This window comes from Leifsonia sp. Root227, assembly GCF_001428745.1.
Taxonomy (GTDB): Bacteria; Actinomycetota; Actinomycetes; order Actinomycetales; family Microbacteriaceae; genus Leifsonia.
Window position 1 is genome coordinate 688,482 of sequence record NZ_LMIO01000003.1, and the last position, 23,532, is coordinate 712,013.

The 23,532-nt window shown below is 70.7% G+C and carries 17 protein-coding genes; 10 read left to right on the forward strand and 7 right to left on the reverse strand.

Features of this window, described 5'->3' with window-relative positions:
* Positions 1 to 222: 222 nt before the first annotated feature.
* Together ASE16_RS13300 and ASE16_RS13305 are read left to right on the forward strand one after the other, a co-directional pair.
* Positions 223 to 4,431, forward strand: a complete 4,209-nt coding sequence (locus ASE16_RS13300) for a hypothetical protein (protein WP_055895647.1) — start codon at positions 223 to 225, stop codon at positions 4,429 to 4,431.
* Positions 4,428 to 9,245 carry a hypothetical protein gene (locus tag ASE16_RS13305; RefSeq protein WP_055895649.1) on the forward strand — a complete coding sequence of 1,606 codons (4,818 nt, stop codon included), beginning with the start codon at positions 4,428 to 4,430 and terminating at the stop codon, positions 9,243 to 9,245. The genes ASE16_RS13300 and ASE16_RS13305 overlap by 4 nt, the downstream gene beginning before the upstream one ends.
* A gap of 81 nt (positions 9,246 to 9,326) precedes the next feature.
* Here ASE16_RS13305 and ASE16_RS13310 read toward each other — a convergent pair whose 3' ends face one another.
* Complete coding sequence (locus ASE16_RS13310) at positions 9,327 to 10,739, reverse strand: MFS transporter (protein WP_055895651.1); 1,413 nt, start codon at positions 10,737 to 10,739, stop codon at positions 9,327 to 9,329.
* Positions 10,740 to 10,783: 44 nt separating this feature from the next.
* Here ASE16_RS13310 and ASE16_RS13315 point away from each other — a divergent pair, with 44 nt between their 5' ends.
* Positions 10,784 to 11,263: a nucleoside deaminase gene (locus ASE16_RS13315; RefSeq protein WP_055895653.1), complete on the forward strand. Its 480-nt coding sequence runs from the start codon at positions 10,784 to 10,786 to the stop codon at positions 11,261 to 11,263.
* Here ASE16_RS13315 and ASE16_RS13320 read toward each other — a convergent pair.
* Entirely contained in the window at positions 11,260 to 11,505 is a 246-nt protein-coding gene (locus ASE16_RS13320) for a hypothetical protein (RefSeq protein WP_055896531.1), read from the reverse strand. The genes ASE16_RS13315 and ASE16_RS13320 overlap by 4 nt on opposite strands.
* A gap of 122 nt (positions 11,506 to 11,627) precedes the next feature.
* On the opposite strand from ASE16_RS13320, the gene ASE16_RS13325 reads away from it, so the two are divergent.
* The 4 genes from ASE16_RS13325 to ASE16_RS13340 all read left to right on the forward strand — a co-directional run bounded on the left by ASE16_RS13325 (position 11,628) and on the right by ASE16_RS13340 (position 12,982).
* Positions 11,628 to 11,999, forward strand: coding sequence for a hypothetical protein (locus tag ASE16_RS13325; protein WP_055895655.1), 372 nt, complete (start codon positions 11,628 to 11,630; stop codon positions 11,997 to 11,999).
* A 4-nt stretch (positions 12,000 to 12,003) separates the two neighbouring features.
* Positions 12,004 to 12,327, forward strand: coding sequence for a hypothetical protein (locus ASE16_RS13330; RefSeq protein WP_055895657.1), 324 nt, complete (start codon positions 12,004 to 12,006; stop codon positions 12,325 to 12,327).
* 42 nt (positions 12,328 to 12,369) lie between these two features.
* Positions 12,370 to 12,657 (forward strand): DUF4287 domain-containing protein, encoded by a 288-nt coding sequence (locus tag ASE16_RS13335; protein WP_055895658.1) that lies wholly within the window; start codon positions 12,370 to 12,372, stop codon positions 12,655 to 12,657.
* Positions 12,658 to 12,733: 76 nt separating this feature from the next.
* A complete protein-coding gene (locus ASE16_RS13340; RefSeq protein WP_157480377.1) occupies positions 12,734 to 12,982 on the forward strand; it encodes a hypothetical protein in 249 nt (82 codons plus the stop codon).
* An 80-nt stretch (positions 12,983 to 13,062) separates the two neighbouring features.
* On the opposite strand, the gene ASE16_RS13345 is transcribed toward ASE16_RS13340, so the two are convergent.
* The 4 genes from ASE16_RS13345 to ASE16_RS13360 all read right to left on the reverse strand — a co-directional run bounded on the left by ASE16_RS13345 (position 13,063) and on the right by ASE16_RS13360 (position 18,156).
* Entirely contained in the window at positions 13,063 to 13,998 is a 936-nt protein-coding gene (locus tag ASE16_RS13345) for an NADP-dependent oxidoreductase (protein ID WP_055895660.1), read from the reverse strand.
* Positions 13,999 to 14,032: 34 nt separating this feature from the next.
* Positions 14,033 to 15,142: an NYN domain-containing protein gene (locus ASE16_RS13350; RefSeq protein ID WP_082581441.1), complete on the reverse strand. Its 1,110-nt coding sequence runs from the start codon at positions 15,140 to 15,142 to the stop codon at positions 14,033 to 14,035.
* Between the two features lie 91 nt (positions 15,143 to 15,233).
* On the reverse strand, positions 15,234 to 16,652 hold the full coding sequence (locus ASE16_RS13355; protein WP_055895661.1) for an aspartate aminotransferase family protein: 1,419 nt from the start codon (positions 16,650 to 16,652) through the stop codon (positions 15,234 to 15,236).
* Positions 16,653 to 16,671: 19 nt separating this feature from the next.
* Positions 16,672 to 18,156: a CoA-acylating methylmalonate-semialdehyde dehydrogenase gene (locus ASE16_RS13360; RefSeq protein WP_055896537.1), complete on the reverse strand. Its 1,485-nt coding sequence runs from the start codon at positions 18,154 to 18,156 to the stop codon at positions 16,672 to 16,674.
* A 93-nt stretch (positions 18,157 to 18,249) separates the two neighbouring features.
* Here ASE16_RS13360 and ASE16_RS13365 point away from each other — a divergent pair, with 93 nt between their 5' ends.
* On the forward strand, positions 18,250 to 19,983 hold the full coding sequence (locus tag ASE16_RS13365; RefSeq protein WP_055895662.1) for a PucR family transcriptional regulator: 1,734 nt from the start codon (positions 18,250 to 18,252) through the stop codon (positions 19,981 to 19,983).
* Positions 19,984 to 20,082: 99 nt separating this feature from the next.
* Here the strand turns inward: ASE16_RS13365 and ASE16_RS13370 are convergent, their stop codons facing one another.
* Positions 20,083 to 21,213, reverse strand: coding sequence for a P1 family peptidase (locus ASE16_RS13370; RefSeq protein WP_082581483.1), 1,131 nt, complete (start codon positions 21,211 to 21,213; stop codon positions 20,083 to 20,085).
* Positions 21,214 to 21,365: 152 nt separating this feature from the next.
* Between ASE16_RS13370 and ASE16_RS13375 the strand changes: the two genes are divergently transcribed.
* Entirely contained in the window at positions 21,366 to 22,922 is a 1,557-nt protein-coding gene (locus tag ASE16_RS13375; protein WP_082581484.1) for an APC family permease, read from the forward strand.
* Positions 22,919 to 23,524: a TetR/AcrR family transcriptional regulator gene (locus ASE16_RS13380; protein WP_055895665.1), complete on the forward strand. Its 606-nt coding sequence runs from the start codon at positions 22,919 to 22,921 to the stop codon at positions 23,522 to 23,524. Before ASE16_RS13375 ends, ASE16_RS13380 begins: the two co-directional genes overlap by 4 nt.
* Positions 23,525 to 23,532 lie beyond the last annotated feature (8 nt).

Here is a 23,532-nt window from a genome sequence, read left to right on the forward strand (position 1 = left end):
CACAATGGGCCGCGTCACGACCTTCTGCCGGTCGTCGAGGGGTCGGTCCAGGCACGCAGCTGGCCGGCGACACACAACAGCAGGGTCCGACGCCGGACACACAAAAGTCTGGCGCACCAGCCGAAGTCGGAGCATAATCTCCCCGTCAGCGGCATGAATCCAGACCACCGCGCTGGAACAGGCACCCTGCTCTCGAAGTCATTCGATGAGAACGGTAAGCCCATGGCTGCAGGGCAGAACAACAGAAAACGACAGGACAGACAACGCGCGACGGGCGGCGCAGGGGCCGCACCGGAATCCGCGGCCGGGTCCAGGAGAGCGGCATCGGCCGCCCAGGACCAGGAGACCGCGAACTCCGGCGCCGCGCGCGGCCGGCGGGCGTCGGCGAAAGCCGGACCCGAGACGCCCCCGGCCACCACTGGTCTCCGCTTCGCGGCGTCCTGGCGGCGCGTCGGCCACCCCGGCATCGCCTTCGGCGGCCCTGACCCCAGCCCAGGTCCCGGCATCCCGCGCTTCCCGGGCGCTCCACCCTTCGGCGGCGTTCACTCTGGGCTCCCACGGCACGACCCGGATGCGCGCGCAACGATCGTCGCCGACATCATCCGGCCGGACGACCTGGTCGCCCTCACCGTCACCTTCACGGGATGCACGCTCACCGACAGCGCGAACCCCACCGTGACGCCTGACGCGCCGGCCGCCGCACCAGCCGCGGGCGACGCCGCCGCGCCGACCATGACCGTCGACTTCGCGTTCCAGCACCTGCACGAGGAGGCCCTGTACGAGGCGCCGACCGGCCCGCCGGCGCTCATCGTCGACCCTGTGACGGGGAAGCCCATTCCGGACACGGCGACGCCATCCCCGGCCGGGGCCACCGTGCATCCGATCGTCGGGCACCGGCCGGCGCGCGGGTCGCGGCTCGTGTTCTCCGTGCCGCAGGGGGAGAGCATCCCGTTCACCTCCGCCGGGATCCTGGCGGCGATCACCAGGCTGACGCCCGTGCTGCATCCCCTGGCCGCGCCCTCCGGCACAGCGCCCGCACCCTGGAACCCCGGCGACAACCCGGCAGCGGCGAACCAGGGGAACGCAGAAGCAGGCGGGTTCCACCAGCGCGTGGTCGTCGGAAAGGGCATCATCGCCACGCTCACCGGCAGCGGTGTCGTCCTGCACGCCGCGACCGCAGCCCAGCAGCGCACGGTCGCGGGGCCGGCCACCCTGGACAACCTCGTGTCGACGGCGAAGGTGCTCGGTCAGGTGCGCGCATCCATCGCGGCCGTGCGGCCCGTCGTAGCGGACGGCGTGAAGCTCGGCGGACTCGACGAGAGCCTGGCAGGCGCCATCCCGATCGGCCCCGTCGGTCGCGGCCCCATCGGCGGAGTCGGCAACCTCCCTCGCACGCGCCCGATCCTCAGCGACAAGCCAGACTCTGGGCAGACCGCCATCGAAGCACCGTTCCGGCTGATGATCTCGCCCACAGCGGACGGCCGCTGGGCGCACGCGGTCGCGCCCGTGCCGAGCGCGACAGCGCCAGGATTCGTGGAGCTGTGGCACTCCAGGCTCGGGGTCGCCTCCGACGATCCGGCCGCGCCGGACGAGCGCGACGCCGACCACCGGGTGATCCGCGCGATCTGGACCCGCGACCGCGACAGCGTCACCGCCGCAGACTGGCAGTCCGCGGCCGTCGACCAGGCAGGCGGCGCATTCACGGTTCCTCCGGTCGGCGGAGACTCCCCGTTCCGCGCGTCGCTGAACGCGGCGGACCGGCATCGGCTGGTGCGGCAGACGTCGGAGTCGTGGCTGGCCAAGAACAGACGCAGCCGCATCGACCCGATCCCGGTCGGTGCGAAAGCGCTGTGGCTGTCCGGGCTCGGCGCGACGCTCGACCTGCACGGGGCGTGGCCGACCCTGCCGTACTCGCTGGCCGGGCTCGCCTCCGTGCTCGCCTGGGATCACCAGGCGCCGTTCGGCCGCGACCAGTACGTGCGCGTCGCATACCCGGGATACCTGTTCCCGCTCGGTCACAAGGCCGCGCTCATCAAGGTGACAGAGCGCAAGATGAAGGCCGCGACGGGCGGATCGTACGCCGGGCTCTACCAGCGGAAGTTCATCGTGCTGCTGGAGCGCTCGCGCAGCTATGACGGTCAGCGCGACTTCCCGTTCGCCTCCATCGAGCTGCAGCCGTCTGTGACACCGGTGATCGACGATCCCGGCGCCTCGGAGAACTCGTCGTTCTGGCCGACCATCGCGGGCAAGCGATTCCTCTGGGTGGTCAACACCGTCGACCGTGACGCGCAGCCGATCCGGCTGAGCTTCCCGATGCTGTGGGTGAGCGAGTCGGTGCAGCCGCCCGACTTCGCCACCGTCATCCACGCGAAGTACGACGACGACCCCGACCGCGAGGTCCCGGCGCACGGTCAACGGGTCGCGTTCGCGCCTCGCCCTGCCACCGGCGCCGGGGATGCGCAGGCGGAGACGCAGACCATCCGGCTCCTCGGCACCCCGGTGGTCGGCTCGTCCACCCCGACGATGAGCTCGGCCGACGTCGTGCTCCCTGCCGTGCAGCACCTGTCAGCGACGCCGAGCCTGCCGGTCGCGTACGCCAAGCAGTTCCTCTCCACCGGGCTGGATGCAGGCAACGCCGGCCAGGTGTGGGCGAACGTGCTGGCCGATGACGGCACCATCGCGGCCGCCGACTTCCCCGACCTCACCGCCCACGGCATCCCGCTGCCGTCGCTGTCATTCGGCGGCTCAGGCTCGACCAGCGGAACGGACAAGGGCGGCGGGTTCATCGCGCCGAACCTGCCGATCCGTGGCGTCTCGGCGCTCTCCGGCCCCGTCGGCGACATCGACAACGCCATCCATCAGGACTTCGACCCCGTCGCCTACCTCAAGGGCGCTCTGCCGAAACTGTTCGGCCTCGTCGACCTGGTGGATGTGATCGAAGCCATCACCGGCGAACCGCTCAAGCTCCCGAAGGTCGTCTCGCAGGCCGTGCAGCTCATCGAGGGCTTCATCGACGACGTGCAGCGGCTGCGGGATGCGGCCGAGCAGGCGGTGCGGGATGCGCAGCTCGCCGTCGACAAGGCAGCAGACCGGTCGAACGATGCCGTCGCCAAGGCCACAGCCATCCGCGACCAGGTGCTGGCGGCGAAGGACGCGATCGTCGCCATCGTCACCGATTTCCCCGGTCAGCTCGCCGGAGCCGTCGCATCGCCGCCCACCGTCAGCACCGCGCAGCTCCAGGACACGATCGGCCAGGTCGGCACCGCGCTCGACGGCGTGCTCGCCATCGACGGCCTCCCCACCTTCGCCCGCAACCAGCTCACCTCGCTGAAGAAGGCCATCGACCCGGTCGTCGCCGATGTGGACGCGGCGCTCAAGGCCATCGACTTCCTCCGCGGCCTCGCCTCGGACACCCCGCAGGTGCGGTTCCGGTTCGAGTGGACGCCGGAGATGAAGTCGTGGCCCGCCGGAGCAGACCCCATCCTGAGCCTGCAGAAGGACAGCCTGGTCATCGCCATCGACGGCCGCGCGAGCGCGACGGGGGACATGACCGTCGACGTGCTGGCCGAGCTGCGCGACTTCCAGCTCAACCTGCTGCCTGGAGCGACACTCATCCGGGTGCCGTTCGAGCACATGTCGTTCAAGGCCGGCTCCAACGGCAAGACCGACGTGGATGTGGTGCTCGGCGACCTGAAGTTCGTCGGCCTGCTCTCGTTCGTGGAGGTCATCAAGGAGCTGATCCCGTTCGACGGGTTCTCCGACCCGCCCTTCCTCGACGTCTCCCCGTCCGGGCTGAGCGCGGGTTTCACCCTCGCGCTGCCGAACGTCGCCATCGGCGTGTTCAACCTGTCGAACATGTCGCTCGGCGCGGACGTGCAGGTGCCGTTCCTCGGCAAGTCCGTCACGGTCGGATTCAACTTCTGCACCAGGGAGCGGCCGTTCACCCTCGCCGTCGTCTTCCTCGGCGGGGGCGGCTGGTTCGGGATGCGCATCGGGCCGAAGAAGCTGGAGATCCTGGAGATCGGACTCGAAGCCGGCGCGTGCCTCGCGGTCGACCTGGGGGTCGCCTCCGGTTCGATCTCGGCGATGATCGGCATCTACATCCGGCTCGAAGCCGACAAGGGTTCGCTCACCGGGTACTTCCGGCTGCGCGGCGAGGTGGATGTGCTCGGACTCATCTCCGCCTCGATCGAGCTCTACATGGAGCTCGTCTACCAGTTCGACACCGGGAAGATGATCGGCAGGGCGACCATCACCGTGCAGGTGAAGGTGCTGTTCTTCTCCGCGTCCGTGCAGATCAGCGCCGAACGCCAGTTCGCCGGGTCCAACGGCGACCCGAGCTTCCGTGAGGTGATGTGCGAGCCGGACGGCGCCTCGCCCGCGTGGGCCGATTATTGCGAAGCATTCGGAACGGAAGGGGTGCCGGCATGAGCACCGAGACGTTCATGACGACCGTGCTGCCGCGGTCCACGAGGCAGGACGCCGACGCGCACGTATCGGTCTTCATCAGCCCGAAGCTGGTACCGGATGCGGCGTCCGCCAGGCTCGACACGTTCGCGCTGTTCCCGCACTGGGCAGCGCTCGTGCTCGACGGCGCGACGATCGAGCTCGCCGACGACAACGGAGCGCTCGCATCCACGGTGGCGACCGCCGCGGAGCTGGCACCGGACGCGACGGTCTGGGACACGATCTTCCCTCCAGACACCCCGGTGTCCGGCAACCCCGTTCCCCGGCTCGACCAGAACAGGTGGCGTGGTTTCTCCGCCCGCTCCGTGCACGACATCGGCAAGCTGGTGCACCTTGCGACCGTGCTGTCCGACCCGACGAGCCTGCCTGCGCCGTCCGCGCATCCCCTTGCGGAGCAGGCGCTCGGGATGGCGCAGCGCTGGCCGAGGCACGACACCCCCGACCGTCGCAACCTCGAATTCGACGAAGCGCGGCTGACAGCCTTCCTCGACGAGATCGTCGAGACGGATGCGGAGCCGCAGGAGGTCTCGCGGAAGATCGCCGCGAACGAGGACTGGTTCCTGCGCGCGCTCGGCGAGCTGCATCGCGCCAGGCGGTACTACGAGCGACCGGAGTCGGAGCAGCCGTACCAGGAGGTGCCGGACACGCAGCCGACAGGCCTGCCGCGCCAGGGGCCGGAGTTCCACGAGCGGGTCGGCACGATCGGCGACCACGCAGCGCTGCTGCGGAAGACGGGGCTGGTCGTCGACCTGAAGGTGAGCGACCCGTCCAGGCTGCTGACGTCGCGCTGGCTCACCGCCGTGGTGGCTGTGAACGGGAAGACGACAGCCTGCCGCCCGACGCACGTGTTCGTGCGTGCGCTCGGCGACGGGACGTTCGTGACGGTCGCGCAGACAGGGGACTGGGTGGACGGTTCGCTCGCCCTCGGCGACGACAGCCTGTTCTCGGTGCTCGACCTGGATGCGGACGGCACGGCGCTGAAGACGGAGCGATTCGTCTGGACTCTGCCGAGGCTGCTGCACGTGCAGGACAACGACGACCCCGTCAACGCGGCGACGCCCGCGATGCGCGCGAGCGGCCTCACCGTCTCCCGCGCAGAGGAGGCGCAGAGCGCGAAGGACCAGCTCGCCCACCAGGCGGCGCTCGAGACCACCTCTGTGCCCGACCTGTTCACCGAGCAGGTGACCAGGGGGATGCGCGTGGAGGTCTGGGACGACACCGTGCGCACCTGGTCGTCGCTGCACGCGCGGATCGCCGACGTGGCCGCGCGGCACGACGACGGCACGTACACGCCGGTCTTCACCGGCCTGCCGGAACAGGGTTTCATCCAGGGGACCGCTGCCAATCAGACGCCGGGAGACCCCGCCAACCCGGTCAATGTGCACGAGGCCGTGTTCGGCTGGGAGGGCTGGAGCCTGTCCGCCCCTCGGCCTGGCAAGCGCGTGCGCAACGAGCAGCAGGTGGTCGACGGGCGCGAGCAGACGGTGGAAGTGGTCGAGGACGTGCCGGACGACGTTCCGGACCCGACGCATCCCCTGCGGTTCGTCAACCGGGTGGCGCCTGGGACGCTGCCGCGGCTGCGATTCGGGCGCTCGTACGCGTTCCGCGCCTGGCAGGTCGACCTCGCTGGGAACACCCGCGCCGACGAGCTGAACCCGCAGCCGCTGCCCCCGGGACCGCCGCCGGAGGCGATCGCGGCCGGCCTGCAGACCGCGCCGCCGCCGCTGTTCGACGCACCGGGGGCGACGATCGGGCCGGTGCTCTCCGGCCTGCGCGACGGGACGGCGGCGCTCCACGAAGCGCGGATCGCTGTGGAGGACGCCGCACGGGTCGCCGCAGAGACGCCGGCGACCCGTGGGCAGGCGGACGCGGCGGGTGCAGCGGGCGGGGCGGACGCGGTGGATGCCGCCGGCACGCTTCGCTCTGTCTTTTCCGCAGCGCCGCCGGCCGCGGTGATCGACGGTCTGCTCGGCCGGGTGAGGGCCAGGGCGCAGGGGACGGGGGTCGCGCGCGTCGCGATCGCCACGAGCGCGGCGGTCGCCGACCGCCGCAGCCTGGTGGACGCGGCGTTCGCCGCCGCCGTCGTCGACCCTGCGATCCCGTTCGCCCAGCCGACGTCCACGCGCGATCCGGCGAGCCTTGCGGCCGTCGCGGCAGCACAGCTCCGCGGCCAGCCGGAGTTCCAGCGCGCGGGTGGGGCGCTCGATCCCGCGGTGGTCGCCGGGGCGGTGCTCGCCGCGATGAAGAAGGTCACGCCGCTGGTTCCCTTCCTGCGCTGGGACCCCATCCCGTCGCCGGCGCTCGTGCCTCGGCGCCGCTACACGGAGGGGGAGTCGCTGCGCGTGCTCGTTGTCCGCTCCGGGGTGACGCAAGACCCGGACACGCTCGCGATCACGGTCACCGACCCCGCCGCGTACGCCGCAGGCGTCCCCGCGTCGCTCGGCTACGCCGCCGACACCGGACGCCACCTCACCGCGCCGAAGACCAGCCAGATCCAGGCAGAGGAGCACGGCGAGTTCGACACGGCCATCGGCTCCGACCAGGCCGCGTCGCAACGCGCGGCGCTCGCAGCGATCCTGCGCGAGAACGGCAGCTTCTTCGACATCGACGTGGCCGACCTCGCGAACGTGGGGGCGCGCATCCCGCAGCCGGGCATGGCGCTGCTCAGCCAGACCCTCGAACCGGACGGCAGCCAGCCGGTGCCGTCCCCGGCCAACGGGCTCAGGATGCTCCCGCTCCGGCCGGGCGAGCTGCCGGACCCCGACCCCGCCGTCGAAGCGCTGCGGCTCCGGCCGGGCGACGCGCCGGCGCCAGGGCAGTATGTGGTGCACAACGTCGACGAGCTGGAGCTGCCGTATCTGCCTGACCCGATCGCGGACGGCGTCAGCTTCGTCTTCCCCGAGGCAGGGGCGGGCCGCACCATCAGGTTCCCGTTCGGCACAGAGGGCTTCACGGCCGCATACCAGGGCGAGTGGCCGGACAGGAAGCCGTTCCTGCTGGCGCTGGAGGGCGGGGACGTGCTGGACGCCGCGGTGGCGGGGAGGAGCATCCGGTTCGTGCTGCCTCCCGGCGATGTGCAGCGCGCGCGCCTGGCGAGCAGCCTGGTGCGCGCCCGGCTCGATTGGCTGGGGATCTGGCGCAGCTTCGCCACGGTGCTGCAGCAGACGCCCGAGGTGCGCGAGGCCGCAGTCGACGGGTGGCTGTGGGGGCTGACGCCGTTCGAGGACCTGACCTTCGTGCACGCCGTTCCCCGGCCGCTGGAGGCGCCGCGGCCGACCGTGCTGCACGCGCTGCGGCTGCCGGGGGACACCGCGTCGTTCCTGTTCGGCGGCGTCGACATCGACGGGCAGAGCACGGACAGCATCACGGCGCAGGCGTCGTGGGACGAGCCGGTCGACGACATCACCCAGGATGCGCCGTCCACGGCCCACACGGATGCCATCGCGTTCACCACGCCGATCCTCCCCGAGGAGGACATCGCCGTGCTCGCCGGGCACGACGGGCTGATCACACTGCCGGGCTACGGGCCGCTGCGCACCCACGAGTCGACGCACCGCTTCGCCGACACCAAGCACCGCACGGTGTCGTACTTCTTCCGCGCGGCGACCCGCTTCCGCGAGTACTTCGCCCCCGAGCTCCTGCGCGGCGACCCCGCGAACCCGCTCGACGACGGAGCGAGCGTGATCGGGGAGACGGTGGAGGTGTCCGTGCCGTCGAGCGCGCGCCCCGCCGCGCCGGTCATCCACTCTGTGCTGCCGCTGTTCCGCTGGAACGAGGGTGTGGAACCGGAGCAGCCGATGGCGCGCAGGGTCACCAGGCAGGCCGGGGTGCGCATCTACCTGCAGCGTCCCTGGTATTCGAGCGGGGACGGCGAACTGCTCGCCGTGCTGCTCGCGGCGAACGGCAACGACGTGTTCGGCGAGCCGCCGGACGACCCTGGCACCGGTTTCCCGTACGTGAGCCAGTGGGGAGGCGACCCGCTCTGGGTGAGCGCCCCCGTCGCCGCCCGGCCGCTGCAGACGGTGCAGCTCGACGACCTGCTGCACTCCTCCGGCATCGACGATGAGCCCCGCCCAGGCCGGCCGGTGACCCCGGCCGTCTCGCTCCCGCTCCCCGCAGGGGTCGCGGACAGGAACGTTCTCGCGGTCGGCTACCGGCCGCAGTACAGCGCGGAGCGGAAGCTCTGGTATGTGGACATCGCGATCGACCCGGGCACCGCGTTCTGGCCGTTCGTGCGGCTCGCCGTCGCCCGCTATCAGCCGGACAGCGTGGCGGGGGAGCACCTGTCGTCTCCGGTGCGCTGCGACTTCGTGCAGCTCACGCCGGAGCGCATCGCGAGCGTCAGTCGCACCGACGACACGCACGTGAGGGTGGTGGTCAGCGGCACGCGCGGCCTCACCCGCGACACCACGGCGCCCCGGTTCGGGCTGGAGGGCGCGTTCGCGCGGCCGGTGGATGAGAACCGGCTGCTGGTGGCGAGCATCCAGACCGTCGACCCTGCGATCGGCGGCGACCTCGGCTGGCGCACCGTGGCGACGGAGGAGCTGGTGCTGCGCGGCACGGGAGCGAACGCGTTCGAGGGCGCCTGGGTCGGCGAGCTCGACGCCGGCGAGGTGGTGCCGCTGACCCGGCCAGGTCACAATCCCGCCTGGCGGGTGCACGTGGAGGAGTGGGAGCGGTTCCCCGGCGACCCGCCGGCCCCGGAGGACCAGCGCGTCTACCCGGACGGCCGGGTCTGGGAGCAGCGCCTGATCTTCGCCGCCGACATCGAGCTCTGACCCCCGCAGCCTGCGACTCTGTCAGCTCCCAGAACTCCGTCCCGACGGTGATCGTGCGGCCGGGAGGCGCGGAATCCGTCGCTACGGAGTCGCGGGCGGCGTGTCGCCCGGAAGCTCCTTCGTTCGGCGCGGCCGCACGAAGACGAGCAGCGCCAGGTGCACCACCGCGAGGGCCGTCGCAACGCTCACCGCCGCCAGCCAGGTGGATGCGGTGGTCCCGCCGGTGAACAGCAGGCCGAGCATCGTGGTCGCCACGATCGCGCCGACGTAGCGCGCGGTCTGGAAGATCCCCGCCGCGACACCGGCGTCCTGGGGGCGGGCCGCCGCGTACAGCGCCTGGTTCATCGCGATGCTGACCACGCAGTACGGAACGCCGAGCACGGCCGTGAGCACCAGCACGACCACCGGGGCCGTCGTCGCGGCGCCGACAGCCAGCAGCCCAGCGCCGACGATCAGCGCCGACGCGCCCCAGAGCAGCGTGGTGCGCACCCCGACGCGCTCGATCGCTCGCGCGGCGAACGGCGTCGCCACGATGGTCACCGCCGCGAGCGGGAACATCAGCAGGCCGGTGATCCCCGCCGAGTACCCTCCGTGCTCCTGCAGGAACTGCGGCAGCCCGAAGAACGCCGAGTAGTAGACGATGTTGAAGATCGCGAAGCACAGATACACCATCAGCAGGCGCCGGTTCGCCGCGAGCAGCCGCAGGTCGAGGAACGGGTGCGCGGTGCGCAGCTCGCGCCAGACGAACAGCGCCGCGGCGGCGATGCTCACCGGGAGCAGCCACCACAGCGGCTGCGGCCGCAGGTCGAGCAGGAAGACGAGCATCGTCGCCAGCGCCGTCACGAACGCCACGATGCCGGGGATGTCAGACTCGGCGACCACCTGCCGCAGCGGTGCCCGCACCCGCTCCGGATCGCGCGGCGCGAACAGCCACACCCCGGCGAAGGCGAGGAAGGCGATCGGCACGTTCACCCAGAAGATGGCCTGCCAGCCGAGGAAGGTCACCAGCACCCCGCCGAGCACGGGCCCGATCGCCGCCCCGGACGTGTTGGCGATCTGGATGCGCCCAAGCAACCTGGGCGTCGCCGTGCGGGAGCCTGCCGCTGCCGACCCCGCCGTGATCGAGCGCAGCATCGCGATGGCGGACGGGAAGGCCGTCGCCGTGCCGACGGCGAGAGCCACCCGCCCGGCGCACACCGCGAAGAAGGAGGACGCGAACGGCGTGAGGGCGCAGGCGACCACGACCACGAGCATCCCGAACAGGAACAGCCTGCGCGGGCCGAACCGGTCGGCGAAGCGCCCCATCAGCGGCTGCCCGGCCGCCGAGGCGAGGTAGAAGGAGGTGATGACCCAGGTGACCGTGGCGATGTCCACGCGGAAGCTGTGCTGCAACGAGACCAGGGCGACCGCGATCATCGACGAGTTCAGCGGGTTGAGCAGCGTCCCGACGCTGAGCGCTGCGACGGCGGCGCCCGGGCGCTTGGCATCGGTCACGGCGTCCAGCCTACGACGACCGAGGCGGGGTCTATGGTGGCGGCATGACCATCAGCGACGACGACACCCGCCACATCGCCCGTGCCGTGCAGCTCGCGGCCCAGGCACTGGATGCGGGCGACGAGCCGTTCGGGTCCGTGCTGGTCGCGGCCGACGGAACGGTCCTCGCCGAGGACCGCAACCGCGTCGGCAGCGGGGACGACACGATGCACCCCGAGTTCGAGCTGGCGCGCTGGGCCGCCAGGAACCTCGACCTCGACGCCCGCGCGAGCGCGGTCGTGTACACATCGGGGGAGCACTGCCCGATGTGCTCGGCTGCGCACGCCTGGGTGGGGCTCGGTCGGATCGTCTACGCGGCGTCCGCCGAGCAGATCGGCGGCTGGCGCGCATCCTGGGGCGTCGCGCCGTCCGTGGTGAGCGCGCTGCCGATCGGCGCCGTCGCCCCCGGCATCCCGGTGGATGGACCCGTTGCGCCGTTCGACGACGATGTACGAGCGCTGCTGCAGCGCGCGGCCGGACGCTAGTCGTCGAGGTCGGCAGTGGTGACCGGCACGGTGGCCTTGTACGGATAGGCGGGCATCGACGAGAACTCCTCGTCGTCGTCCAGCTCGTAGACGTCGTAGGCGAGCGCGCCTCCGAACGTCGTCGCGACGCGGATCTCGCCCGGTGGGCATCCGCCGATCAGGGGGACGATGACGACGCTGTCGAGCGTCACCCCGTCCTCGTACAGGAGGGCCGCTTTGATGGTTCGCGTGAGAGCGTCCATGCCGCGGAGCATACGACCGGATACGCCCCGCCGTGCGCAGGAAACGCGCACGGTGCCGAAACCGGAATCCGACTTGACGCGGCGACCGGTGCAGGCGAAAGTGGACCCCGGAGAGGAACTGAATGGGAACGCTGATCTACGACGGGACGGACGGCTTCACCTTCGACGATCGCGTGCTCGCTCACCTGCAGGCCGTGATCGCGACGAAGCTCCGCCGCAGGGAAGGGTTCCTGCTGCTCTGGATCGACAGATCCGGCGCCACGGAGGGCACGCTGCGGTCGATCTGGCTCGACCCGTCGATCAGCATCCAGTTCGTCTTCACGCACGCGAGACTCCCCGAGCTGAACCGGGAATGGCTGACCATGCTGACCGAGCGCGCGAACAGCAACTCCGGACTGCTGCTCGAGGACGAGCTCAGGGCCGAGATCCGCGAGGAGGTGCCGGAGGGCACGTACCGGGCGTCGCGGACGAAGCGCGCTGAGCGGGCGGAGTGACCCGATGGGAAAGCTGATCTACGGGTACGGAGAAGAGTACGACTTCGACGACAGGGTGCTCTCGCACGTCAAGATCGCCATCGTCACCAAGCTCCGCAGGCACGAGAGTTTCCTGCTCAACTGGGAGATCCCGCCTGAGCAGGGCGGCGGCAGGATCAGCCTGTGGATCAGTCGCGAACTGCCGATGGCGTTCGTGTTCGCCGGAAGCCGTCCGCCCACGCTGAACGAGCAGTGGATGGAGGCGCTTCTTCAGTCGAGTCAGCGCACAGGCGGCATGGTGATCATGCCGGAGGAGCAGGCGGAGGCGCATCTGCGGGACCCCCGCTAGACTCTGCGGAAAGCGTCCGCGACGAGGGGGGGACAACGGCACATGTCGTTCCAGGCATATCTCGACAACATCGAGGAGAAGACCGGCAAGACGCCGCGCGAGTTCATCGAGCTCGCGAAGGAGCGCGGGTTCGGCGAAGGCACGAAGGCCGGCCCCATCCTGGACTGGCTGAAGACCGACTTCGACCTGGGCCGCGGCCACGGGATGGCGCTGGTCCACGTGATCACGAAGGGCCCGAAGATCAGCACGAAGTTCGTCGGAGACGACGGCACGCACGGCGACGAGTCTGAGACGCTGTGGCTCGACGGTAAGGCGAGCAAGCCCGCCTGAACGCGCCGCCTCGGTCGCCGCAGGCGTCTCGGGAACTCACGGCCGGCGTCCACTGTTCCGGACGTACGATCAGCCCATGATACGAGTGGAGAACCGCCACGGCGATCGCGCCGGACGAGCGGCGGAGTGGCTGGATGCCCGGCTCCTCCCGATCCTCGGACCACCCCCGATCGGCCCGTACGATCCCGAGAGCCCGAGGACGGCTGAGGCGAGCGTCTGCCCGCTGTGCGGCAGAAGGATCGACGAACACGGACGGGAGCAGGACCACGGTCACACGTTCCTGCTCTGCCCTGCTCCGTCGACCCAGCAGTTGCAGGTGAGCTGACAGCCACGGGATGCACGCCGCGGGGCTGCGACGACCCCGGCGGGGTCGAACGCGCGCGCTTGGGGCCAGGCGTCACCTGATCACGGCAGCAACGCGATCTTCCCGCCCGGATGCCCCTCCTGCAGGAAGGCGAGCGCCTCGATCGCGTCCGCGAGCGGGTACGTGCGCGCGACGGGCACCTGCAGCCGCCCGCTGCCCGCGAGAGCGAGCAGATCGGCTCTGACGCTGTCACGATACGCAGCGCTCTCCGGCTGGCCGCCGCCGATCGCCTGGAAGCCGTCCTGGGTCGCGCGGCCCGCAGCGGCGATCGTGACGATGCGGCTGCGGTCGGCGACAAGTTCGAGCGACACGTCGACGGCCTCGTCCGTGCCGACGGTGTCGATGGCCGCCCGGATGTGACCGTGGCCGGCCTCCCGAGCCCTGTCCAGGAGTCCTGGCCCGTAGGCGATGGGCGTCCCGCCGAAGCGGCGCACCTCGGCGAACCGCGCCTCGCTCGCCGTCCCGATCACGTGCACGTCGAGTTCGGCTGCCTGCTGCAGCACGCTGACCCCGACAGCACCGGATGCGCCGTGCACGAGGATCGTCTCGCCTGCGCGCGCGCCGACGACGTGCAGCGCCTGCGACGCCGTCGATCCGGCCAGCAGCAGGTTCGCCGCCGCAGCGTCCTCCAGTCGTGCCGGCTTCGCGAACACGTCCTTGGCGGGCACGACCACCTCCGTCGCGTATCCGCCGGAGATGCGGAAGGCGACGACCGCGTCTCCGACGGCTCCGCCTCCGGAGGCGATCTCGGTATCAGGACCGATCGCGGACAGCACCCCGGCCACCTCGTAGCCGATCGGCGCCGGCAGGTCGACGCCGGCGCGCGGGGCGGAGACGTGCTTGTAGTCGGCCGGGTTGACCCCGGCCGCCGTGACGCGGATAGTCACCTCGCCCGGTCCTGGCTCCGGGAGGTCTACCTCCTGGAACTCCCAACCGTCCAGTCCACCCCAGCGTGTCGCAACCCATCGTCGTGCCATGCGTCTATCCAATTCCCCCGACCTGTGTACCGGCTCAGGACACGCGGCCCGAATGCTGAGCGCGTCGCGCCGCCCTGGTCGGCGCGAGGCGCAGCATCTGCGCAGTCGAGCTGTCGTCGAGTTCGACCAGCGTGCTGCGCGACTTGATGAAGTCGCTGAACGACCGGTAGCCGAGCGACTTCTCGCTGAACGACGGGTCCATGCGCTTCATCTGGCCCTTCACCGTTGAGCTGTGCAGCCACTCGGCGTCGTCTTTCTCGTGCCCGAGCTGCATGGCGCGGGCGAGGAGGCGGGTGGCGACGACTTGCGGGTCTTCGCCTGGCTCCTCCGCCGGTTCTTCCACGACGGGTTCCTGTGCTGCCGCTGCCTTGGTCGAGCGGCGCCGCTTCGGCGCTGCAACGGGCTCGGCGGCTGTCTCGGCAGCGGCCTCCGCTGGTGCGGCAGCGTCAACGGTCGGCTCGGCGGCAGCATCGGCGGTCGGCTCGGCGGCGGCGGTGTCCCGAGCGGCAGTGCCCCTGGCAGCGGCGCGGGAGCGGGCCACGATCGGCGCAGCGACCTCTTCGGCGTCGTCGTCCTCCGCGCGCGCGACGCCGGGCAGGTCGTCGTATGTCACGAAGTCGTCGCACGCCGCGGCGAGCGACTTGCTCGTCGACCCTGCGACGCCGATCCCGATCACGTAGCGTCCGAGCCGCTTGCAGCGCTGGGCGAGCGCGATGTAGTCGGAGTCTCCCGCCACGATCACCACGTGGGTGAGGTCTGGCAGCCGGAACAGGTCTTCGACCGCATCCACGGCCAGCCGGATGTCTGCGCCGTTCTTGGCGTACGCGGCGGCGGGGAAGAGCTGCACGAGGTCGACGGCGCGGCCGACGAGCTGCCCGCGGTAGTCGGCGTTGACCGCGGCCGACCAGTCGGCGTATGCACGCGTGAGCACGAGCGTGCCGAACGACGATGCGAAGTCGATCACGGCTCCGATGTCCACGGTCGCCTCAGCGAGCTTCGCCGTGAAGGTCGGGTCGGTCTTGCCTGCCGCCTTCTGTCTGTCGCGCATGAACTGGCCGCGGCCGTGGACTTGGTCGTACCTCGAGATCACGATGTTGTCGAAGTCGATGTACACGGCGACGCGGCCGTCTCCGGGTTCGGTCATGGCCCAACCCTAACCGCACAACGGGGCCCCGGCGTCCTGCCGGAGCCCCGCTGTGGATGGATTCACGCTGCGGATGGGCGCGGGCTCCCGGTCAGCGCGTGTGGCGGTCGGCCACGCTGAGCGCTGCGTCGATCGCGGCGAGACCGCGGCGCAGCTCGTCCTCCTCGATCACCAGCGGCGGCGCGATGTGCATCCGGTTGAAGTGCGTGAACGGCCACACTCCGGCCGCCTTGCACACGGCAGCCACCTCGGCCATCGGGGCGGCGTCGGCGCCGGCGGCGTTGAACGGCACGAGCGGCTCGCGGGTCTCGCGGTCGCGCACGAGCTCGAGCGCCCAGAACAGTCCGCGGCCGCGCACCTCGCCGAGCGATGGATGCGTGTCCAGCCACCCGGTGATCGTCGGCTCGACCACCCGCTCTCCGAGGTCGCGCACGCGCTCCAGGATGCCGTCGCGCTCGAACACCTCGAACGTCGCGACCCCCGCCGCGCAGGCCAGTGGATGCCCGGAATACGTGAGTCCGCCCTGGAACGACACATCGTCGAAGAACTCCGCGATCCTGTCCGAGATCACCACGCCGCCGAGCGGAACATAGCCGGAGTTGACCCCCTTGGCGAAGGTGATCAGGTCGGGGACGACACCGAACGCATCCACGGCGAACCACTCGCCGACGCGGCCGAAGCCGACCATGACCTCGTCGGCGATGTAGACGATGCCGTAGCGGTCGCAGAGCGCACGCACCCCGGCCAGGTAGCCGGGAGGCGGCACGAGCACGCCGTTGGTCCCGACGATGGTCTCGAGGACGATCGCGGCGATCGTGGCAGCGCCCTCCAGCACGATCACGCTCTCCAGGTGCTCGAGCGCGCGCTGGGTCTCCTCCTCCTGCGTGCTCGCGTGGAAGGCGGAGCGGTACAGGTACGGGCCGAAGAAGTGGGCGACGGACGGGTCGCTCGGCTCGTTGGCCCAGCGCCGGGGGTCGCCGGTCAGGGAGATGGCCGCGCCGGTGCCGCCGTGGTACGAGCGGTACATCGACAGCACCTTGCGGCGGCCGGTGACGCGCCTGGCCATGCGCACGGCGTACTCGTTCGCATCCGCACCCCCGTTGGTGAAGAACACCCGGTTCAGGGTGCCGGGGGCGACGCGGGCGATCCGCCTGGCGAGCTCGCCGCGCACATCGTTCGCCATCGACGGCTGGATGGTCGCGAGGCGTCCAGCCTGCTCCTGGATGGCGCGCACCAGGTCGGGGTGCTGGTGGCCGAGGTTGAGGTTCACCAGCTGCGAGCTGAAGTCGAGGTACGCGTTGCCCTTGTAGTCCCAGAACGTCGAGCCTTCGCCTGCCGCGATGGGCAGCGGGTCGATCTGCGCCTGTGCGCTCCAGGAGTGGAAAACGTGGCTGCGGTCGTCGGCGCGCACCTGGGTTTCCGCGTCGCTGTCGCCGAAGGCGTGCGTGACGCCGCGCCTGTCCTGGTATCCGGTGCGAGCAGCGGTGGTGGATGCGATGGTGTCGGTCATGGTGTCCGTCCTGTCCTGCTCAGGAGTTGCCCGGGAAGGCGAGCTCGATCTTCGAGTGCACCGGGTCAGGCCAGCGCGTGGTGACGACCTTGCTGCGCGTGTAGAAGTGGAACGACTCCGGTCCGTAGATGTGCGAGTCGCCGAACAGCGAGTTCTTCCAGCCGCCGAACGAGTACGCGCCGATCGGCACGGGGATGGGGACGTTGATGCCCACCATGCCCACCTCGATGTCGAACTCGAACTGGCGGGCGGCGCCGCCGTCGCGGGTGAACAGCGCGACGCCGTTGCCGTAGACGTTGCTGTTGACGAGGTCCACGGCGTCCTCGAAGGTGTCGACCCTGACCACGGAGAGCACAGGGCCGAAGATCTCGTCGGTGTAGACGGCCATCTCCGTTCCGACGTCGTCGATCAGGCTCACACCGATGAAGAAGCCGTCCGCGTCGAACTGCTTGGCGGTGCCGTCGACCACCACGGTCGCGCCCTCTGCGGCGGCTCCCGTGACGTAGGAGGCGACCTTGTCGCGGTGCTCCCGCGTGATCAGCGGGCCCATCTCGCTCGCCGCGTCCGTGCCGTCGCCGATCACGAGCGCGCCGAGGCGGCGCTCGATCGCCGGGACCAGCCGGTCGCCGACGTCGCCGACGGCCACGAGCACGCTCACCGCCATGCAGCGCTCGCCCGCCGATCCGTATGCGGCGGACACGGCGGCGTCCGCCGCGGCCTCGATGTCGGCGTCCTCCAGGACGACCATGTGGTTCTTCGCGCCGCCGAGAGCCTGCACGCGCTTGCCGTTGGCGCTCGCGCGCTGGTAGATCGAGCGCGCGATCGGGGTGGAGCCGACGAAGCTGACCGCATCCACCTGGGGGCTGTCGAGGATGGTGTCGACGGCGACCTTGTCTCCGTGCACCACGTTGAGGACGCCGGCGGGGAGACCGGCCTCGAGGAACAGCTTCGCCAGGAAGACGGACGCGCTCGGGTCCTTCTCGCTCGGCTTGAGTACGACCGTGTTGCCGCAGGCGATGGCGCTCGCGACCATCCAGAGCGGCACCATCACCGGGAAGTTGAACGGGGTGATGCAGCCGACGACGCCGACGGGCTGCTTGACGCTGTGCACGTCGATGCCGGTGGAGACCTGTTCGCTGTACTCGCCCTTGAGCTGGTTGATGAGGCCGGAGGCGAACTCGACGTTCTCCAGTCCGCGGCCGATCTCGCCTGCGGCGTCGGAGAGCACCTTGCCGTGCTCGCTGGTGACGATGGCGGCGAGCTCCGCGGAGCGCTCGGTGAGGAGGTGACGCAGCTTGAACAGCACGTCGGCGCGCTTGGTCAGGCTGGTCGCGCGCCAGCCTGGCAGGGCTGCGCGCGCGGCGGCGATGGCGGCTTCGACGTCGGAGACGCTCGCGAGCACGACCTCGTGCTGCTGCACCCCGGTCGCCGGGTTGAAGACGGGACCGGTGCGGACGGGCTCGCCGGTCTCCGTGCCGTCGATCAGGTGACGGATGAGGGCCACGGGCATTCTCCTTCGATGCGTGCCGGACGAACTGCCCGGATGAAAACAGTAGGCTTGCATCCCAATGGTTACAGAGAAGGAGGCGGGCGAGCGATGCCAGATCGTCGGGGCTTGACGGCGGGCGATACAGATCGTCCGGAGGGTGGCTCGTCCGCTGTGCTGCCGACCATCAGGGACGTCCTGCGCTTCGACGAGGTCGCCCGCGCCCTCCCGGAGGTGCTGTCGGGGGAGGACGAGCTCGACCGCCCGGTGCGCTGGGTGCACGTCTCGGAGACGGCGGAGAGCGCGCGGCTCGTCAGCGGAGGCGAGCTGCTGCTCTCCACCGGCGCCGGCTGGCCGACGGACGACGCCGGCCTGCTCGCTCTGGCCGATGGGCTGGCGGCCGGAGGCATCGCTGGTCTCGTGCTCGAACTGAGCGACAGGATGCCGGAGCCGCCCGCATCCCTGGTCGCAGGGTTCCGCGCCTCCGGAATGCCGTTCGTGGTCCTGCACAGGGAGGTGCGCTTCATCGCGATCACCGAGGCGGTGCACTCGCGCATCATTGCGGACCAGATGGTCGCGCTGCGCGCCAGGGACGAGATCCACGCCCTGTTCACGGAGCTCAGCCTCCGCGGAAGTCCTGCCGACTTCATCGTCGCGCAGGCCGCGCGGGCGCTCGCAGCGCCGGTGGTGCTCGAAGACCTCAACCACCGGGTCATCGCCGCCTCCGGCATCGACGCAGCGGAGGTCGCCATCGTGGACTGGGAGCAGCGCTCCCGGCAGGCGCACCGCGGCACGGGGGAGGAGCGCTGGCTGATCACCCCTGTCGAGGCGCGCGGGATGCGCTGGGGGCACCTCATCGCGCTCTCCGGGCTCCCGCATCCCGCCGGCCGGTCGAACGTCCTCGAGCAGGCGGCGGTCGCCCTCGCTCTCAGCAGACTGGCAGACCGGGATGCGGACGAGTGGACCAGGCAGAGCCACGACAGGCTCCTCGGCGCGCTCCTCGGGCGTCGGTTCGCGAGCGAGAGCGGACTGGTCGCCCGTTTCGAGGCGTCCGGCCTGCCCGTGGCCGGCCGCGTGCTGAGCGGCGCGGTGATCGGGGCGCGCCCGTCCGGTGCCGACAGTGCGGCGCTCGCTGACGCAGCGACGCGCGAGGCCCGCGATCAGGGCCTCGACGTGCTCGTGGCGCAGCATCCGGGGCGCGCCGCCGGGATGCTCGTGCTCGCGGTGTCGTCGCGTCCGGAGCGGCCGGTGACGGATGCGGCGCTGACCGCGGTGGCGCAGGCGGTCGCGCGCGCGGCCGGTGGCGGTGCCGGTGGCGCAGGCGGCGCCGTGGGTGGTGCGGCGGGAGCAGGCGGTGCTGCTGCTGCTTCCGGCGCGTCGGGTGCCGGGGGGCTCGGCGCCGCGGCGGTGACCGTCGCTCTCGGGTCGCAGGCTCCCGGCATCCCCGGTCTGCTGGCGTCGATCGCCGAGGCAGGGCAGCTCATCGCCCGCGCGGACGGCAAGCGCTCCAGGGGCACGACCATCCTGCGCGCCGAGCACCGCCCGCTCCTGCGCCTGGTCACCACGCTCGGCGCCGATCCGCGGATGCAGGAGCACAGCGAGCTGATGCTGCGGCCGCTGATCGATTACGACATCGCCAACGGCGGAGACCTGCTCGACGTGCTGCGCGCGTACGCGGCGCACCCTGGCAACCGCACGAAGGCGGCTGCGGCGAGCCACCTCTCCCGCTCGGTCTTCTACCAGCGCATCGCGCTCATCGAGGACCTGCTCGCGATGGACCTCGACGACGGCGAGACGCTCTCCGCCCTGCACGCGGCACTCCTCGCCCGCTCCGCCCGCGCCTGACCGCCCGCCCCGGCCCCTCCGCGCCGCCGAAGCAATCGAGCCGGGACTTATGCATGCGACACGCCGGGGGAGCGCGTGCACAAGTCCCGACTCGATCGATCAGGCGGTGGGGGAGAAGGCGGCGCGGAGTTCGGCGTGGGGGAGGGCGTAGCTGGCGTGGCCGGCGCGGCCGACCGCATCCCGTGCTGCCACGAGAGCGTTGGCGACCGCCTCCTCGACGGCCTCCACCGTCGCTTCGAAGAACGCGTCGATGTGGCCCCACGGCAGAGCGGCGATGGTGTCGCGGTCGGCGTCCGTCGCCGGTCCGGCGGGCATCCTGGAGCCGAACGCCCCGGCGTTCGCCGTCGAGAACGCGAGGAAGATGTCTCCGGAGAAGTGACTCCCGGTCGTGCCCGTGCGGGCGAGACCGAGCGGAACGCGCCTGGCGATGGCTGCGAGCTGGCCGGGGAGCAGCGGAGCGTCCGTCGCGACGACCGCGATGACGGAACCAGCGCCGGCCACCGATGCCTGCTGCACGCCGTCCCGGGAGAACCAGTCCGACTCCTCCATCGGGTTCGGCGCGGCGGAGCGGCGGCCGAGCGGCACCCCGGCGAGCCGCAATTCGGAACGCTTGCCGAAGTTGGCTTGCAGGAACACGCCGACCGTGTAGCTGCTCCCGCCGTGCGCCACGACCCGGGATGCGGTGCCGGAGCCGCCCTTGAACGCGTAGCAGTTCATGCCGGTGCCACCGCCGACCGAGCCCTCCGCGATCGGGCCGCCGTGTGCCAGCATGATCGCCTCCGCCGCGTGCTCCTGGCGGACATGTGCGCCGTTGATGTCGTTGAGGTAGCCGTCCCAGGTCTCGCCGACGACGGGGAGCATCCACTGGGCCGCGACGGCAGGATGCTCCAGAGCGACCCAGTCGACGACGCCGCGATGGATCGTCCCGACCGCGTGCGAGTTGGTGATCAGAACGGGCAGGGCGAGGGAGCCGGACTCGTCGATCCAGCTGCGTCCGGTGAGCTCGCCGTTGCCATTGAGCGAGAAGGTCGCGGCGGCGCAGGCTGTGCCGACACCGTCGCGCCCACGCGGCAGGATCGCGGTGACGCCCGTCTGCACGGGGCCGTCGGAGAGTGTGACGTATCCGACCTCGACGCCGGGGACGTCAGTGATCGCGTTCGCGGGTCCCTGGGTGCCGTCGAAGGGCACGCCGAGGTCGCGGGCTCTGGGCGTTCCGGCTGGGGCTGTCATGGCGGACAGCATACACAGAATTGAACACGTGTTCAGAAAGATGGTCGACAGACCTTTGATTCATTGACAACGGATTCGCAGTGTGCGTTTAATCCGTGTTCAACAGCATCTCGCATCCCGCCGTGCAACGACGCATCGACCAGAGGAGCACCATGTCACAGCATCAGCAGAGCGACCGCCCGGCCGCGCCAGCCCGGTCCGGTGCGCAGGGAGGCCGAGCGGCCCCGTCGACCGAGAACCGCGGCGCCCTCGCTTCCGGTCGTCTAGGGGTGTGGGGCATCGTCTTCTTCGTGATCTCGGCCGCAGCACCCCTGACGGTGGTGGTGAGCGCGGGGCCGACCACGCTGCGGATGGGCGGCATCGGAGCGCCGGGCGCGATGCTGACCTGCGGGCTCATCCTGATCCTGTTCTCGATGGGTTTCACCGCGATGTCCAAGCACGTCCGCAACACCGGGGCGTTCTACATCTACGCCGCCCGCGGCCTCGGTAAACCGGCAGGGATCGGCATCGCGTTCGTGACCGTGTTCGCCTACGGCTTCCTCTGCGTCTGCTTCTACGGCTTCATCGGCTTCTTCGGTCAGTCGACCTTCAACGACCTGTTCGGCATCGACCTGCCGTGGGGCGTCTACTCGCTCGTCGCGCTGGTGATCGTCGGGCTGCTCGGCTACCGCCACATCGACGTCGGCGCGAAGGTGCTCGGTGTGCTGCTGACCCTCGAGGTCGTGATCCTGCTGGTGCTCGCCGTCGCCGTGCTCATCCAGGGCGGCCCTGAGCCCATCTCGTTCGCCTCGTTCGACCCGGCGAACGTCTTCTTCGCCGCGGGAGCTGGCAGCCTCTTCGTCGTCGGCTTCGGCGCGTATCTGGGCTTCGAGGGCACAGCCATCTACGCGGAGGAGGCCAAAGACCCGAAGCGGACGGTGCCGGCAGCCACGTACATCGCCGTCGCCTTCCTCGGGATCTTCTACGCGTTCACCTTCTGGATCCTCACGGTCGCGTTCGGGGCGCAGGGCGTGCTCGCGATGGCGCGAGGAGACGACTTCCAGGACATGGTGTTCAGCGCATCCGGGAGCTATCTGGGGGAGTGGGCGACCATCGCGATGCGCGTCCTCATCGTCACCAGCTTCTTCGCGTGTCTCCTCGCGTTCCACAACGCCTGCTCCCGCTACCTGTTCTCGCTGGGGCGCGAGGGACTGCTGCCGAGGTCGCTCGGCCGCACGCACCCGGTGACGCGGTCGCCGTATCGCGCGAGCCTGCTGCTGTCCGTCATCTGCCTGATCGCCGTGGTGGTGTGCATCCTGACGGGGGCAGACCCGTTCCTGCAGCTCGCGATCTGGACGTACGCCACCGGTGTCGCAGGGCTGGTGTTCGCTCAGGCGGTCGCCGCGGTGTCCGTCGTCGGCTTCTTCTCCCGCGACCGCAGGGGTCACAGCGTCTTCCGGGCGCTCATCGCTCCGGCGCTCGGCGCGCTCGGGCTGATCACCGGCCTCCTCCTCATCGTGTTCAACTTCGATGTGGTGACAGGGATGGAGGGCGCGGTCAACTGGATCCTGCTGCTGCCGACCCCGATCCTGTTCGTGGCGGGGATCGTGGTGGGGCTGGTCATGCGCAGACGTTCCCCGGCGCGCTACGCTGCGCTGACGAACATCGCGACGGCGGACGAGGATGCAGCAGCCGGCGTGGATGCGCAGCTGGTGACAGGAGAACGGTGACGACGACCACACGACAGGCGAAGCGACGCGAAGAGCTCGTCACCGCCACCCGCAAGGTGGCCCGCGAGCGGGGCATCGCAGCGACGAACGTGCGCGCAGTGGCGGCGGAGGCCGAGGTGAGCGCCGGGGCGGTGCTCTACTACTTCCCGTCGTTCGACGAGCTGATGTTCGCGGCGGTCGAGGGCGTGGTCGAGGAGTTCTACGAGCGCCGCCGCACCATCGCAGAGCGCCACGACGACCCCAGAGACCGCATCGTCGCCCTCGTCGAGGCCGGTGTGCCCGACGTGATCAGCGACGACCTGCGCATCGTCTACGAGTGCATCCCTCTGCTGCGCGAGCAGCCGCAGTTCAAGCCGTTGCACCGCTCGATCGTCGAGCGTCAGGTGATGCTCTACCGCACCATCATCGAAATCGGCGCCGGCCTCGGCACCTTCCGACTCGCCTCGGATGCAGCGGTCATAGCCCGCAACCTCGTCGCGCTGGAGGATGCGTACGACCTGTATCCGCTGATCGGCGTCGACCTCGACCGGGCGCAGAGCAGGCGGAACGTTCTCTCATACGCGGAGCTGGCGCTGGGGTGCGATCTGGTCGACAACGGCTGACGGCGCTC

Bases quoted from the DNA above. Each gene is read 5' to 3' on its own strand.
- ASE16_RS13315 (WP_055895653.1), top strand. From the start codon at position 10,784: ATGACCATCAGCGACGACGACACCCGCCACATCGCCCGTGCCGTGCAG.
- ASE16_RS13335 (WP_055895658.1), top strand. From the start codon at position 12,370: ATGTCGTTCCAGGCATATCTCGACAACATCGAGGAGAAGACCGGCAAG.
- ASE16_RS13365 (WP_055895662.1), top strand. From the start codon at position 18,250: ATGCCAGATCGTCGGGGCTTGACGGCGGGCGATACAGATCGTCCGGAG.
- ASE16_RS13300 (WP_055895647.1), top strand. From the start codon at position 223: ATGGCTGCAGGGCAGAACAACAGAAAACGACAGGACAGACAACGCGCG.
- ASE16_RS13345 (WP_055895660.1), bottom strand. From the start codon at position 13,998: ATGGCACGACGATGGGTTGCGACACGCTGGGGTGGACTGGACGGTTGG.
- ASE16_RS13305 (WP_055895649.1), top strand. From the start codon at position 4,428: ATGAGCACCGAGACGTTCATGACGACCGTGCTGCCGCGGTCCACGAGG.
- ASE16_RS13375 (WP_082581484.1), top strand. From the start codon at position 21,366: ATGTCACAGCATCAGCAGAGCGACCGCCCGGCCGCGCCAGCCCGGTCC.
- ASE16_RS13320 (WP_055896531.1), bottom strand. From the start codon at position 11,505: ATGGACGCTCTCACGCGAACCATCAAAGCGGCCCTCCTGTACGAGGAC.
- ASE16_RS13330 (WP_055895657.1), top strand. From the start codon at position 12,004: ATGGGAAAGCTGATCTACGGGTACGGAGAAGAGTACGACTTCGACGAC.
- ASE16_RS13355 (WP_055895661.1), bottom strand. From the start codon at position 16,652: ATGACCGACACCATCGCATCCACCACCGCTGCTCGCACCGGATACCAG.
- ASE16_RS13340 (WP_157480377.1), top strand. From the start codon at position 12,734: ATGATACGAGTGGAGAACCGCCACGGCGATCGCGCCGGACGAGCGGCG.
- ASE16_RS13370 (WP_082581483.1), bottom strand. From the start codon at position 21,213: ATGACAGCCCCAGCCGGAACGCCCAGAGCCCGCGACCTCGGCGTGCCC.
- ASE16_RS13325 (WP_055895655.1), top strand. From the start codon at position 11,628: ATGGGAACGCTGATCTACGACGGGACGGACGGCTTCACCTTCGACGAT.
- ASE16_RS13350 (WP_082581441.1), bottom strand. From the start codon at position 15,142: ATGACCGAACCCGGAGACGGCCGCGTCGCCGTGTACATCGACTTCGAC.